The organism is Actinoplanes siamensis (assembly GCF_016862395.1).
Taxonomy (GTDB): Bacteria; Actinomycetota; Actinomycetes; order Mycobacteriales; family Micromonosporaceae; genus Actinoplanes; species Actinoplanes siamensis.
In genome coordinates this window covers 94,106-107,498 of record NZ_BOMW01000020.1, presented here as the reverse complement: position 1 = coordinate 107,498, position 13,393 = coordinate 94,106, and the positions used below count along the sequence as shown (strand labels likewise).

Here is a 13,393-nt window from a genome sequence, read left to right as displayed (position 1 = left end):
CTTCTAGAGACCGGTCATCACGGCCGCCATCGCCGGATAGCCGAGGAAGATCAGGAATCCGGCGAAGAGGAACACGATGGGCAGCGCCATGCGTTCGGTCGCGGCGTTCGCCTCGCCTTCGGCATCGGTGAGCTGCCGGTCCCGCAGCGCCACCGCCCGTGAGCGCAGTGACGCCCGGACGCGGGCACCCTCGGTGCCCGCGAGCCCGACGGTCGCGGCGAGCTGTTGCAATTCCGCGACGGTGACCCGCCGCCCCAGCGCGCCGAGCACCTCCCACGGCGGCACCCGGGCCAGCCGCGCCTCCGCGAGGGCGTAGCGCAGCTCGGTGTACGCCGGCCCGGAACCGACCTTCGCGGCGTCGTCGAGGGCCTGGTCCACCCCGGCGCCGGACGCGAGGCTGATCACCACCAGATCCAGGAACGAGGACAGCGCGTCGCGGAAGGCCGCCCGGTACTTGGCCGCGTCCGTCCGTACGGACAGCTCGGGCGCCAGGAACCCGGCCGCGCCGAGAACCAGCGACGCAAAGACCGGCATCGTTGCGCCGGTGGCGATGCCCGCGCAGCCGAGCAGCGTCGCGGCAGCCGGAGACAGCAGCAACCCCACCACGGTGGCAGTCGCTTGCTCGGCCAGGTGCACGTCGACTGGCTTGTCCAGCGCCGCGAGGTCGCGGCGGGTACTGGCCACCGGCAGCCCGGTCGCCCGAAGCCACCGCACCGCCGGACGGCCCCACCGCCCGGTCCACCCGGACGGCGCGTCCCTCGTCTCGGCGGCCAGAGACATCATCTGTGGGGCGTCGAGGGCCTTGTCCAGGCGCGGCGGCCGGGGGAACCAGCCGATGATGATCAGCCATAATCCCAGGCCGGTGCCGAGCCCGGCCAACAGCACCATCCCGGTCATGACCGCACCAACTCCGTCTCCGACGGTGCGGCCACACCCGCGAGCACCCGCGTGGTGTCGCGGTCGCGCATGAGCCGGGCAAGCCACCAGAACGCGAAAGCGAAGCAGGCCCCGGACGCCAGCAGCATGAGTTGCCCGAATGAGGGGTCGAACGGCGCCAGATAGCCTCGGTTGAGCAGAGTGAGTACGCCAGCCATGGTCAGGGTCGCGCCGACGATCACCCGCGCGGAGGTGCGATTGCGTTTGCGTCCGGCCGCGATGCGCTGCCGGGAAGCGACTTTCGCCCGTGCCGAATCCGCCAGCTCGCCCAGTACCTCGCCGAGCTGCCCGGCGCTGCCGCGCGCCGCCATCAGCAGCCCGGCGACGACTAGGTCAGCGGTCGGGTCGGCCAGCTCGGCGGCGAACGCGCGCAGCGCATCGGTCAGCCGCCAGCTTCGCCGCAGCCGGGTCGCCAGGCGGGTCACCTCGTCGCGGATCCGCTCCGGGGCCTCGATCGCGCTGGCGGCGATGGCCTGTTCCAGCCCGGCCGCGCCGGACAGGTTGTCGCGCAGCGACTCCGTCCAGGTGGCGATGGCCTCGATCCGGGCCACCCGGCGGGCATGGTCGCGGTCCGGGCCGATGACCGCCGGAAGTACCCATGCCCCCACGGCCGCCAGCCCGGCGGCGACCGGCCAGCGGGTCAGCACCGCCACGACCAGCGCCGCGGCCACGCACGACCCGAGCCGCCGCCGGTCGATCGGTGCACGGTTGGAGGTGAGCCTCGACCACCATGAAGGTGCATCGAGTTCTGCGGGGCCATCCTGACGGCCGGAATGTCCGATCCCTACCAGCACCAGCCCGAACGCGGTTCCTAGCCCCAGCAGCGCGGCCAGGGGCACCGTCATGGTCATGACGACCACCCGCCACGTGGTGCGGACCGGGCCTGATTGATCAGCCAGGGGTCGAACCCGGCCGCCGCAAGCGCCTGTACCAGTGCGGTTGAGGGCGGCGCACCGGGTACCGCCCACCCGTCCGGGCCGGGCCGGAAGATCTCGTTGGAGGAGACCCCGGTTCCGTCGCTGTCGATCACCTCCCGGACCGAGGTCACGACCCGGCGGCCGGTGTCGGCCAGCGCGAGATGCACGATCAGGTGCACTGACCCCGCGACCAGGAGATTTGTGGTGGCCGGGTCCAACCCGGCCTGTGCCGCGTAGAGCACCAGCTTCTTGAACACGCCGGCCGATGAGGAGGCGTGAATGGTGCCGAGGGAGCCGTCGTTGCCTTGGCTCATGGCGTTGAGCATGGGGATGACCTCGTTGCCCCGGACCTCGCCGACGATGACGCGGTCCGGCGACATCCGTAGACCCGACCGGAACAGCTGCGACATGGTGAAGGCGCCCGCACCCTCGACGTTGGCCTCCCGCGCCTGCATCGGCACCACGTCGGGGTGTAGATCCTCGTTCGCGTCCAGGGCGAGCTCGTAGGTGTCCTCGATCGTGACGATCCGCTCGTCCGGTGGGATCACGGAGGCGAGGGCCCGGAGCATGGTGGTCTTGCCCGCGCCGGTCTGCCCGGCCACGAGAACGTTGAGCCTGGCTCGCACCGCGGCTGTCAGCAGGCTGCGCAGCGCCGGGTTGAGGGTGGCGAGCTGCTCCAGTTCCGTCAGGGTGACGCTGACGTAGCGGTGCCGGCGGATGGAGAGCGCCGGGCGCCGGGTCACCGACATGATCGCGTGCAGGCGGGAACCGTCCGGCAGCTGGAGATTCAGCTCTGGCGATGCCCGGTCCCAGCGTCGTTCCTCCGCGCCTTCGCCGTCGGCTTCAGCGCGGCCGGCGTCGGCGGCGAGTCGCCTGATCAGCGCCACCATCTCCGCGTCCGAGTCGGCGATCGGGCCGACCCGTTTACGGGTGCCGTCGGCATAGCGCACGAAGACCCGATCACAGCCGTTGGCGGTAATGCCCTCGATACTCTCGTCGGCCAGCAGCGGCTGAAGACCACCGGCCCCCAGCAGCATGTCCGCCACCGCCCGCGACACCCGCGACTCGACCTCGGGACGCAGCGGCGGCCGGCCGGCGCGCATCTCCTCCGTGGCAAACGCGTCCAACGCCTCAGTGATCAGGCTCTTCGTTGCTTCCTGCTGCTCGACGGCCGACATCGGCGTACCGGTCTCGGCCTCGTGAGCACGGGTGACGCGGGTAAGCCGCTCGGCCACATCCCGGCGGATACGCCGGACCACCGTGATCTCACTGACCTCGCCAGCCGGTTGCAGCACCCCCGCGGGGCGGTGCCCGTTCATCGCAAGTGGTGAAGTCATCCAAGGGCCTCCTCACAAATCGGGTCGGGACTGGCAGGCAACGCAACCGTCAGACCGGCAGCAAGGTCGTCGAGCACGCGGGCGTACGCACGCATCAGCGGAAGCCGCCGCCACCGGCTCCCGGCCAGCAACTCCCCGCCCAGCACCGCCGCCCCCTTCCGGTCCTCCGGCAACGGGCCCAGCACCTCCACCGCGCCGGGGTCACGCGCGAGCTCCTCCGACACGTGGGTTCGCAGCACGTGCGCGACCTCGCCGGCTGGGTACACGCCTCCAGCGGCGAGCACCACCACCAGCCGACCCGTCCCGACATCCACCAGCTCCGCCAGCGCCTCCCGCAGATGAGCCAGCTCGTCCGCGCGGGCACGCACCATCACCAGCACCACATCGGCCAGCCGCAGCACCGGCCACGCCGCCGACCCGGCAGACAGCCGTCCGCAGTCGGCCACCACAAGCCGGTCGGAGGCCATCAGCACCGCCCGGCCGGTCCCGGCCAGCTCCGGCAGCGCGGCCCGGGTCTGCGCCCCACCGGCCGGAGCCGCCACCACCGGCACCACCACATCGCCCACGGTCACCGGCTGCACCCCGGAGGCGAAGGCGGTATCCGCATCGGCGGCACCGCGTGCGGCGGCAGCCACGTCCACCAGACTCGGAGTAGCGGCCAGATCGAGGCGGCGCATCAGATCCCCGCCGGCCGGATCGCACTCCACCACCGTGGCTCGGGCGTCGGCCGGGGCTGACGCCGCCAGCCCGAGCGCGGTCGTGGTCGCGCCGGGACGGCCCTTGATATAGGTCACGGTCAGCAACGGCATCTCAGTTACCTCCCGGCGCGGTCTGCATCAGCACCACCGCGCCCTCCGGAGCAGCGGCCAGCCGCGGCCCGTCCGAGGCGTCCAGCAGGAGCGTGACCACCGTGGAACCCTGGCCGTCGCCAGAGAGGTCCACGCCGAGCACCACGGCCCGCAGCCGGGTCGGCGCCGCCGTGGCCTTGGCCGCCGAGGCTGCCCGGCCATCTGCCCCCGTGCCGGCCGCTGAGACGAACACCGCCACCTTCGCCCCCCTGGTCAAACCCTGCGGGTACTGGCCGGGCTTGAGGGCCAGCGACGCGGTGACTTTCCCCGCGGGCGGAAACGCCGCATCACCGATCAATGACGGAGTCAGCAGCGTGCCGGCCACCAGAGGCACCACCGCCGTACGGCCGATCACCTCATCGGCCTGGACGACCGGGATGAGCAACACCTCGGGATCCTCAGCGGCCGAAACCTGGGTGAGGTCCGCGGCGGTGATGCTCTGCCCCGCCGCGACCGGCCGCGCGACCGCGAGAACCTGAATCCGATCGCCGAGCCGGACCGTGCCCCAGGCGTACGCCAGGACACACACGATGACCAGCAGCGAACCCAACACCACGAACGGCAGCCTGCGGCGACGCCGGGCCGCCCGCCACGGGCCGCGCCCCGCACGCGGCGCGGCAGCCGCCGGACGATCGTCCGAACCTGTTTTTGGGCGCACGGAACCAAGCGCCATGACCAACGTCCTCCCCCGAAGCGGCTGCTACGACTGAATGAACTCGCTGGTTAGCGATTGATGAGGGTCTTCGACTCCTGTACGCGAGCCTGTACCTGGCCGGTCGTGGTGAGCCCCGGCACCGTGCCGGACTGTCCTGCTCCAGCCCAGGTCACCTCCCACTCCACCGTGGCGGTCACAGTGAAGACACCGGGCGCTCGATAGGTGTGGCCGCAGTCAGGTGAGGGCTTCTCCGGATCGATGCCAGGAGTCCACGGCGTGCCCGGACCGGCACAGGTCACGTCCGAACCGTCCCCCATTGACCACGTCACCTTCACCGGCCGCGCAGTCGCGGTAACGCTTACCCCTGGGACGGAAGCCGTCGCCGACTCGGTGGTCCACGAACGGCGATCCAGCGCCATCCAGACTGGGAGATACCGCAGCTGGTCACCCGGCGGGTTCAACTCGATCACGACCTCGGGCAACTCCAGCTTCGACCGCGCTTGACGAGCTAGTACCTCCGGCGACACCACGGGGGCCGCACCGGCGATCCACACGGGGCCACCGAAACCGGTGTTCGCCTGGCCGTCCGGCCCGTAACAAACCTGCTGGTACCAGCCGCCTTCGCCGTCCGGCTGGCCACCGAGGTTGCCGATCAGCTCGGGGGATAGGTCGACTGGCTTGTAGTAGCAGCCGTCCGACCCGGCCCAACCTCCGTCACGCTCGCACGGGATCTCCTTGCCCGATGGATCGTGGCACTTGCCGTCGCCGTCCTGGCCGCCGTTGTCTCCCTCTTCGCCGCTGCCGGGCCTATGCGGAAGACCGACGTGTACGTCGCACCCCGGCCGCGTGTCGCTCCTCGTGCATACCACTCCGCCAACGCCGTCACCTGCATGAACGGGTGTTGATATGAAGCCGGATGCCACGGCGCCGCAAGTGATGGCCGTGAGAAGGACGAAGGCTCGTCTTCCTAGCATGTTCCTGATTCCTCCAAGGTGAACGACTCGACCCTCCAGGTGCCGTTCGTGTTCTTCACCGTGGCGGTGTTCCGATGCCTGCCGCCCGGCTCGTCGTCCGCGAGCCCGCCGTTGACCTTGTACTTCAGCCACTTGGTCGAGTCGACGCAGTCCACGATCGTTACCTCGGTAGGCGCATCCGGCGGCTTCATCAACGTCACCTTGGGATTCAGCGTGAGGTCACCCTTCGTCACCCTCTTCTGGTCGTGATCCGTGTAGAGAGAGCTGGTGATCAGGCGTAATGCTTGGCCGGCGGCGTGCTCGCGTAAGCCCGCGAATTCCGGATCGGACGTCGTAGCAGCTTCCACGAACGAAGCCCACATGCCGCGGTAGGCGGCAAGCGCAGCGCTCTCGCCGGCTGACTCGGGGGATGCAGCCACCGAACGAGTTGGTGATGGTTGCCTTATCGGACTGTCGGCCGGCTTCTCGGAGCCGCATCCGGTCGTGAGGAGCACGAACGTTGCGGTCAAACCGACCATTACCGGGCGGGCGATCACCGCGGGTGCCTCCCAACTTGTCACCGGAACGTACTTGAGATCCGCAGCAGTGCGGTCGTCAGGACAGGCGAACGCTTCACCCTCGTCGTCGACTGCACATGCCGATCTTCAGATTGATCTGCGTCGTCTGGTCTACCGCATAGCTCCGGTAGTCCGCTACAGCGTTTGAAATGCGCTTCGCCTGAAGCGTCGCGAAGAATGCGCATTCCGACCGATGTATTTGCCGCAAGGTGAAACGCGGCAGGCTGCCCTCGGTGGGAATGCTCGGTGCGGGACGTCGAGCTGGCCGCGAGTCCGATCGAAAGGACGGCGCCGCCAACGTTTCCAGCGGTGTCGGCGCCTTTCTAACTGCCGGGGCGGGCGCCGTAGCGATGCCTCCCTACCTGGACAGATGCATCGCATCATGATCGAAATCGGCGAAGAGGCAGTGGAGGCGCCCTACCCGGACAACGTCCCATCTATCGTGAGCTATGTATCATGTTGCCTAGTGCTGGAGAGGTGCTGCGTACGGTGGCCGTCGGCCACGAACAGCGCAGGCCTCATGCGGGGGATGGGATCGTTCGTGACGCTCGCTCTTCAGGATCTGATCAAGGAGACCCTTACTCGCGTCTGGCATGTGCCGATCCTGCGCGTTATCAGTGCCGGTCCTACCCGGTACGCCGATATCCGGGACGGCCTGATCAAGCAGAAGGGGCACTCACCCGGGGACGGCACCATAAGCACGGAGTTGCGCGCACTTCGTGACAAGAGCCTGATCGAGCAGCGACCACTACCGGACACGCGGAGGAAGGCTTGGGTGCTAACGGACCTGGGCAGAACCGCCCTACGTCTCGTAGATGAATTCGAAGGCCTGACCAACCCCGACAAGATCCAAGCTGAGGAACGGCGGTTCGGAATGTCGATCGAGGATCTCCAGGAGCGCGCCGCCGCGATAGATCCGACCGTGCCGCATCCCGCGCGGCGCTACGACTACCTGCTCGGCGGGAAGGACAACTTCGCTGCGGACCGCGAGTCCGCACACGAAATCGAGGCGGTGATGCCGACCGTCAGGCTCGCCGCAATGGAGAACCGGGGGTTCCTTCAGCGCGCCGTCGAGTTCCTGGCCCACCAGGGCATCAACCAGTTCCTGGATATTGGCACCGGCATCCCGACTTCCCCGAACACACACGAGGTCGCACAGGCCGTCGATCCCACGGCACGAGTCGTGTACGTCGACAACGACCCGATCGTCCTCTCGCATGCCCGCGCACTGCTCACCAGCGCGCCCGAGGGAAAGACCGCCTACATCGACGCGGACCTTCGCCAGCCGAGCAGCATCCTCGCTAACCCACAACTCCTCAGCACGCTGGACTTCTCACAACCCGTAGGCCTGTTGCTCGTGGCAGTTCTGCACTTCATCCGCGACGATGAAGACCCGAAGGGCATCGTCGCCGCGCTCATTGAAGCACTACCCCCGGGCAGCTGGGTTGTGGTGTCACACTCCACCTTCGACTATGTTCCCGTAAAGATGCTGCCCAAGCTCCAAATGCCCAACCGCGACGGTCGCTTCCGAGCCCGCTCGCGTGACGAACTAGCGGCCTTACTGAGCGGCCTCGACCTGGTCGAGCCCGGCATCCAGTCCGTTTCGCAGTGGTGGGCCGAAGAAGCACCTCAACCGCGGCCGGCCATCGAAGACGTTGCCATCCACGGTGCCGTCGGGCGGGTGGTCGACTCGTGATCCGACGTGCCGGGCTCCAGCGCCGGGGCAAGTAGCGAGGGCGCGCCATGGAGGTCTCGACCGTGCTCGCCGCCGGACTGGCCGCCGGAGCGGCAGGTGTCCCCGCCGCCGCGCTCGCCTACGCGGCCAGTCCCGAAGGACCGATCCGCCTGTCCCGCCGGTGGTGGCGGGGAGAACCCGCGACTTTCTCCGCGGTCGCACTGGTAGCGGCCTTGACGGCGGCCACCGCCGGGTTCGTATGTGCCGCCGTGCCGCTGTCACCTGTCCTTCCGGCGTACTGGCTCTTCGCGGTAGTTGCCGTCGTACTCCTGATCATCGATCTACGACAGCGACGGCTGCCCCATGTGCTGACAAGCGTGCTCTGGTTCGCATTCATCACCGGCTTCGCGGCGGAGTCCCTGGCCGGCGGTGAACCCCGCCGCTTCGTCGAGGCCGTGATCGCCGGAGCCGTCGTGACCATGCTGGCACTCGTTACGGCAATCGGGTTTCCCGGACAACTCGGCCTCGGAGACGTGAACCTTGCTGGGGCGGTAGCGATGTCGCTCGGATGGTTCGGTCCGTCAACCGCCGTGCGGGGCCTCGTCACCGCTGTAATCATCCAGGCGCTTGTCGGCATCGTCTCGATCTGGAGTACGGGGAACCGTCAGATCGCCGTACCATTCGGACCGGCCTTGCTCATCGGGTGGCTTCTGGCGATCGGCCTGAACATCTGATAGACCGGAGCCTGAGGACGTTCATCCGTGCGAGCACCTGCGAGATCCGCAGGTCTCAACATGTCGTCAGCGCTGCGTCACGAACGTCGGAAGACCCTTGCGCCGGTGCGGGTGCTCGGCGCTTTCACAGGACTGCCGTGCATTGCGCGGTCACTGGGATTGCCGGGCATCCCGGCCTACCATGTCTCGGTGGCGGTCTCGTTGAGCCTGTTCATGACCGGGTTCGTCGCCGTGTCCCGGCGCGTCTCCGACGTGGGCGCGTTCTGCACGTACTTAGCCGTAGGTTGATTCAGTCGGGTTCGGGGGCGCTACTGCCTTCACTGTGACGCAGGCCTACCACGCTGGTCCATGAACGGACACGTCGGAAGCCGATTCCGCTCGTCAGCGCCGAGTGACGAACCGACCTCGGCCCTGGCGTCCGATCACATCCCCGGCATCTATCAAGATCTTCATGGCTCGGTGGATCGTGGTGATAGAGGTTCCGTACATGTCCGACAGCTCCGAAGCCGAAGGGAGCTGCGTGCCGTAGGGCCATGTCCCCTTGTCGATCTCGGCACGGATCAGCTCGGCGACCTCTTTGTATGTCGGCGGCAGCCGGAATTCCTCCTCCACTCCATAAGTGGATCATGTGCAAAATTGCCACTTGTCCACTACTGCATAATTGCCTATGGTCAGGTGATCGACCGCGCGTGAGCGATGAAGGGGATTCAGATGGCGGCCACCGACAACGTGCTACGGAACGTGAGCAGGTTTCGTATCGCCGTGTTGCATCCGGCCAGACGGTATGACTATGGGCTAGGAGAAAGGACAACTCCGAGGCAGGCGGCTACTGCGGACTGTAGGCGTGCACGGTGAAGCGCTCGCGTGCAGACGCTTCGCTGAGCGGCATTCTGCGGTTGGTAGGGGCTCGGGAGATTGCGGTCCGGCTTGGGCTGTCGCGGCAGCGGATCCAGCAGCTGGCCGATCGTGACGACTTCCCGGTGCCCTTCCAGGAGTTGACGATGGGGCGTGTCTGGTGGGCGCATGAGGTCGAGGAATGGATCCGTAGACGGCAGACGGGTCAGTCATCGTGCGGAATCGCTGGTCATGGCAGCAAGCACGCTGCCCGGCAGTCGGCCGAACGGGTCGCTGACCATCTCGCCGAGCGGAGTCATGTCTTCCTTGAAGAGGAGCAGGTCGACGCGCTCGCGAAATTACTTTGCCTGTTCCTCGGTAACAACGGACATGCTGCAGGTTCAGAAGGGCCGTATCGTCCTGCTCAGGTGCACACCGACACCGCGGACGGCATCCGATGAATGGGCGGGCGCGGACGCGGCGCTGGACATTTCACCGGGTGCGGACTTCGCCCGGGGCCCTGAGCCTGTTACTGAATCAGTTGCGTGGTATCAGCCTGCGCAATTCAGCCCATGCCGCCGAGCATCTGCTGTCCCTGCTCGCCGCCGGGCCGCATCCCGACCTCGGGATGGAGCCCGAGCTATGGATTTTGCTGGCCGAGTTCCTTAACCAGCGGTCCTCTGCATAGCTGAGGACGTGCAATTAGGGCCGCTCAAAGCAGGGCGAGTGGATGAGAATCGCGAAGCCGTCCGGGATGGCGCGCTCGATGTCCAGGTCGTAGCCGTCCGGGGTCTTGGCCGCGACCACACCGTCATCCGGGCCGACCGTGCGGTCGTCGGTGATCGTATAGCCCTTGGCCACCCAGTCGGCCTTGACCCTGTCCAGCGATGCGAGGTGCTGGTCCTTCTGCGGCGGGTCGACGTTATAGGCACCCTGCACGGTGAAGATCTTGTCGCTGGTCTCGCCTCCTCGGCCTGTGCACCCGCGGGAGGTCAGGCTTGGGTTGACCAGCGGGTTGCCCACGAGCGAGGCGATCCTCTCCGCGTGCTGCTGAACCTTAGTCTTCACGTCGTTCTCGGACCTGGTTTGCACGTCGTCTCCTGAGCAACTGGAAAGGAGCAGCGCCGAAGCGGCTAGCAAGAGGACCGCTGCCTGAACCCTGCTACGAATAGTCATCGCCAGTCCTCCGGAACCTGACCGCTGTCGGCGAAGGTGACCTTGTTGTAGGCGCCGGCGAGGACGCGAGCCTGGTTGTTCAGGCTCTCGCTGCCGTTGTCCCAATAGTGGGTGTGGCCGGGGGTGTCCGCCTTCCACACGTTGCCGCCGAAGGTTGAGTCGCTGGGCGCCAGACCGTGCGTGGCATCGGCCTTGTTCTCCGCGAACTCGATCAACGGCGAGCTGTCCATCACCTCGTTGTTGGAATCCAACCATGCACCAGCACGCGCGACCGGATCGCTGTCGGAGGCGCCAGCCCAGACGTGCCGTGGGTCGTTCATGAGCTGACTCGCCGAGTCGACATGCATCCCGGGGCTGCCGGCTACGACGATGTCGTCGACCGGAAGGCTGCCCGTCTTCGCTGCCTCGCCAACGACGGTGGAGCCGTACGAGTGGCCCATCGCCACCAAGTGACCGACGTCGCTTTCATGGGTGATCCGCAGGCTTTGCATGAAATTCAGGTATGGGTCCCGGCCGGCCACGGAGCGCGCGTTCCCGAGCACGGAGAGGTTGTCAACGTCGGGAGCGTCGTAGCCGAGCCAGTAGACGGTTGAGACATCGTCGGTCTGGTAGCGGGTGAGTTTGTCGGCCGCTATGTTCATGTCGACTATCCGATCGACGTTCCCTGCTGTGCTGCCCAAGGTGGTGCTGAGGCCCGGTACCCAAACACCGGTGTTGCGCGCTGTGTCCGGGTTGCCCATAGCGATGATCACTTTGCCGTCGTCGTTGTAGGCCGTCTCGTCGAAGCCGAGCAGCAGGCCGCGTTCACCCAGCCGGCCCAGGGCCTGCTCGATACCAACGAGGTGTTCGAGTTGAGAATCCACCACCGCCCGCTCGGTCCAGGTAAGCGTGGTTCCCAGCCGATCCTGTAGATACTGCTTCTCCTGAGCCAGCCCGATGCGATTCGCCTTATCCCGATCGAGCGAGGGCACCCCGTCCATCCAGCCCACCACCCGCGGGAAGTCATGGATGGCCTGGTCCTGCTGTCCCCGGGTAAGGCTCTGCCACCAGTCGTGGACCTGCGCAGGGGTCTTGCCCTTCATCGCAGCCAGATCATCCGCGGTGAGTTTCGGCCCCGTCTTCCCGGAGCCTGGCGCCGGCGGCAGTTGGCCGAGAGCTTCGACGGTCTCCGAGTTCAGCGAGTTCGCCCGGGTCAGCAGCTCGCCCAGCTCGCGGTTGTAACTCGACACTAGACCAGCCACTCTGGCCGCCTGCGCCGTGTCGGCCAGTTGGTCCTTCGACGAAACAGTGCCGGTGGCCAGGTCAACGGCGAGTCCTTCCGCGGCACACTCGCGCTGGATGTCGGCGAGCATGGATTGCAGGCTGAGGATGGTGTCGGCGTGGGTGCGCAGGGCTCGGCTGATCTTCAGGCACGGCTCGTGGGTGTCACCCAGCTCCGTTTGCAGCGCGGCAACCTTGTCCTGAGCGGCATCGCCGGTCGGCCAGACCGCCGGTAGGTAGTGCGTTGCGGTGATGAGCTGATCCCGGCTGGCGTCCAGTTGGGCGGCCATCCGCCCCCAGGCATCGGACGCCTGCGTGAAACTGCTCGCGTTCGTGTCGGCCAGCAGCTGCAGGGTGATGCCGCTCATTCGGCGGCACCCATGTGCGGCCCGTGGTACGACCGCGGCGTCGGAAGAATGGCCGTGATCGAGTCGGCGGACTCCTGATCGGTGAGCTGATAGGTGATGGCAGCGCCGATCATGCCAGCGCCGCACAGACGAATCCGCTCGGCCAAATCTTGCAGATACACCGACCAACTGTCGGCCTGCTTCCCGATCACCGGACCCGCAGCCCACTGCGCGGCGACGCCTGCAACGGTGAGCTGCGTTCTCTCCTTGGCGACGATGTCACGGACCGAGGCTGATGAGTCCTGCACCTGAGTACCTGTACGCCTCAAACCCTCAACGTCAATCTCCACGTCCGGTCGCATCCAGAAACTCCCCGTCGTCGATGCCTATACAGGAGACTACGTCCCGTCGGCCTCTCTGGTTCGCCCTGATCAACGGCCACGTCTTCAAAGGCTTCTGGCTCGTGCACATCGCCGGACCGAGCGTGACAGCGGAATCGGGTCGGACTTGGTTGTCGTGCGGGGGCGCTGCTCGGCCCCATGAGTGGTCGCGCCCACGCTGCTTGAACTAGCACTCGCGCGCCGAACAGCGCCACGAACACCGCTTTTGGCGGCAAGCCGCGAAGCGGTGCGGCAGCGATCGCTGGAACCATCGTCGGAGTTTGCCACGCTCAGCGATCGTTACGGCCCTGAATACCGAAGTGGCCGGCGCGCCGGCCGATGCCGGGGGGCGAAGCCCGCCAGGAGGCCGAGCGCGGACGGCCGTACGGAACATCCAAGGGGTCTGTACGGGTCTGCTGCACCCGGTGGATGGCCTGGGTGGGCTGTTGTTAAGTACGTCGCAGGCGGTCTGTTCGACGAAGCCGGCGCTGCAGGACGTGAGCATTCCCGCGAGCCGTGCATGCCGTGCCTTCAGGCGTACGACCTCGGCCCGGCACATCGTTTTTGCTCACTCGGCAGCCGCAGCAAGCGTACTTCTAGTGACTGCTCCTTGGTGGTGTGGCGTTGCGAGCAGCGTTAATAGCTGCTCATCGGACGCAATGCGCAAAGGTGTCTACTTGCCTTTAGCGGTCTAATGCGGTCAATGTGAGCGATGCTCGGGTATCGAAACTGGGCATGATCGCGTAACCTGTGGCCCGCAGCT

Annotated in this window: 15 protein-coding genes; 4 read left to right on the top strand and 11 right to left on the bottom strand. The window is 67.0% G+C overall.

The genetic code is table 11. From position 1 onward, the window contains the following. Positions 1-3: 3 nt before the first annotated feature. The 7 genes from Asi03nite_RS10770 to Asi03nite_RS10740 form a co-directional block, all read right to left on the bottom strand. Positions 4-897, bottom strand: coding sequence for a type II secretion system F family protein (locus Asi03nite_RS10770; protein WP_203678564.1), 894 nt, complete (start codon positions 895-897; stop codon positions 4-6). After that, positions 894-1,796: a type II secretion system F family protein gene (locus Asi03nite_RS10765; RefSeq protein WP_203678560.1), complete on the bottom strand. Its 903-nt coding sequence runs from the start codon at positions 1,794-1,796 to the stop codon at positions 894-896. Before Asi03nite_RS10765 ends, Asi03nite_RS10770 begins: the two co-directional genes overlap by 4 nt. Continuing rightward, a complete protein-coding gene (locus Asi03nite_RS10760; protein ID WP_203678729.1) occupies positions 1,784-3,172 on the bottom strand; it encodes a TadA family conjugal transfer-associated ATPase in 1,389 nt (462 codons plus the stop codon). The genes Asi03nite_RS10765 and Asi03nite_RS10760 overlap by 13 nt, the downstream gene beginning before the upstream one ends. Positions 3,173-3,186: 14 nt before the next feature. Beyond that, a complete protein-coding gene (locus Asi03nite_RS10755; RefSeq protein ID WP_203678555.1) occupies positions 3,187-3,999 on the bottom strand; it encodes a hypothetical protein in 813 nt (270 codons plus the stop codon). 1 nt (position 4,000) lies between these two features. After that, a complete protein-coding gene (locus tag Asi03nite_RS10750) occupies positions 4,001-4,594 on the bottom strand; it encodes an SAF domain-containing protein (protein WP_203678554.1) in 594 nt (197 codons plus the stop codon). Between the two features lie 167 nt (positions 4,595-4,761). Beyond that, positions 4,762-5,667 (bottom strand): PKD domain-containing protein, encoded by a 906-nt coding sequence (locus Asi03nite_RS10745; RefSeq protein WP_203678553.1) that lies wholly within the window; start codon positions 5,665-5,667, stop codon positions 4,762-4,764. Beyond that, positions 5,661-6,203 (bottom strand): hypothetical protein, encoded by a 543-nt coding sequence (locus tag Asi03nite_RS10740; RefSeq protein ID WP_239102594.1) that lies wholly within the window; start codon positions 6,201-6,203, stop codon positions 5,661-5,663. Before Asi03nite_RS10740 ends, Asi03nite_RS10745 begins: the two co-directional genes overlap by 7 nt. A 562-nt stretch (positions 6,204-6,765) precedes the next feature. Here Asi03nite_RS10740 and Asi03nite_RS10735 point away from each other — a divergent pair. Both Asi03nite_RS10735 and Asi03nite_RS10730 read left to right on the top strand, forming a co-directional pair. Continuing rightward, positions 6,766-7,920 (top strand): SAM-dependent methyltransferase, encoded by a 1,155-nt coding sequence (locus Asi03nite_RS10735; RefSeq protein ID WP_307833995.1) that lies wholly within the window; start codon positions 6,766-6,768, stop codon positions 7,918-7,920. A gap of 47 nt (positions 7,921-7,967) precedes the next feature. Next, the gene (locus Asi03nite_RS10730; RefSeq protein WP_203678552.1) at positions 7,968-8,633 is read left to right on the top strand and encodes a prepilin peptidase; all 666 of its coding nucleotides are present in this window, start codon (positions 7,968-7,970) and stop codon (positions 8,631-8,633) included. Positions 8,634-9,014: 381 nt separating this feature from the next. Here Asi03nite_RS10730 and Asi03nite_RS10725 read toward each other — a convergent pair whose 3' ends face one another. Then, positions 9,015-9,245 carry a GntR family transcriptional regulator gene (locus Asi03nite_RS10725; RefSeq protein WP_203678550.1) on the bottom strand — a complete coding sequence of 77 codons (231 nt, stop codon included), beginning with the start codon at positions 9,243-9,245 and terminating at the stop codon, positions 9,015-9,017. A gap of 239 nt (positions 9,246-9,484) precedes the next feature. On the opposite strand from Asi03nite_RS10725, the gene Asi03nite_RS38780 reads away from it, so the two are divergent. Next, the gene (locus tag Asi03nite_RS38780) at positions 9,485-9,928 is read left to right on the top strand and encodes a helix-turn-helix transcriptional regulator (RefSeq protein WP_307833994.1); all 444 of its coding nucleotides are present in this window, start codon (positions 9,485-9,487) and stop codon (positions 9,926-9,928) included. A 38-nt stretch (positions 9,929-9,966) separates the two neighbouring features. Continuing rightward, a complete protein-coding gene (locus tag Asi03nite_RS10715) occupies positions 9,967-10,155 on the top strand; it encodes a hypothetical protein (RefSeq protein WP_203678548.1) in 189 nt (62 codons plus the stop codon). Positions 10,156-10,169: 14 nt separating this feature from the next. On the opposite strand, the gene Asi03nite_RS10710 is transcribed toward Asi03nite_RS10715, so the two are convergent. The 3 genes from Asi03nite_RS10710 to Asi03nite_RS10700 form a co-directional block, all read right to left on the bottom strand. Continuing rightward, on the bottom strand, positions 10,170-10,559 hold the full coding sequence (locus Asi03nite_RS10710) for a hypothetical protein (protein ID WP_239102593.1): 390 nt from the start codon (positions 10,557-10,559) through the stop codon (positions 10,170-10,172). A gap of 80 nt (positions 10,560-10,639) precedes the next feature. Beyond that, the gene (locus Asi03nite_RS10705) at positions 10,640-12,271 is read right to left on the bottom strand and encodes an alpha/beta hydrolase (RefSeq protein ID WP_239102592.1); all 1,632 of its coding nucleotides are present in this window, start codon (positions 12,269-12,271) and stop codon (positions 10,640-10,642) included. Next, positions 12,268-12,612, bottom strand: coding sequence for a hypothetical protein (locus Asi03nite_RS10700; protein ID WP_203678544.1), 345 nt, complete (start codon positions 12,610-12,612; stop codon positions 12,268-12,270). The genes Asi03nite_RS10705 and Asi03nite_RS10700 overlap by 4 nt, the downstream gene beginning before the upstream one ends. Positions 12,613-13,393 lie beyond the last annotated feature (781 nt).

Coding starts and splice junctions, on each gene's coding strand:
- Asi03nite_RS10760 (WP_203678729.1), bottom strand. CDS start 3,172: ATGAACGGGCACCGCCCCGCGGGGGTGCTGCAACCGGCTGGCGAGGTC.
- Asi03nite_RS10705 (WP_239102592.1), bottom strand. CDS start 12,271: ATGAGCGGCATCACCCTGCAGCTGCTGGCCGACACGAACGCGAGCAGT.
- Asi03nite_RS10700 (WP_203678544.1), bottom strand. CDS start 12,612: ATGCGACCGGACGTGGAGATTGACGTTGAGGGTTTGAGGCGTACAGGT.
- Asi03nite_RS10755 (WP_203678555.1), bottom strand. CDS start 3,999: ATGCCGTTGCTGACCGTGACCTATATCAAGGGCCGTCCCGGCGCGACC.
- Asi03nite_RS10770 (WP_203678564.1), bottom strand. CDS start 897: ATGACCGGGATGGTGCTGTTGGCCGGGCTCGGCACCGGCCTGGGATTA.
- Asi03nite_RS10730 (WP_203678552.1), top strand. CDS start 7,968: ATGGAGGTCTCGACCGTGCTCGCCGCCGGACTGGCCGCCGGAGCGGCA.
- Asi03nite_RS10745 (WP_203678553.1), bottom strand. CDS start 5,667: ATGCTAGGAAGACGAGCCTTCGTCCTTCTCACGGCCATCACTTGCGGC.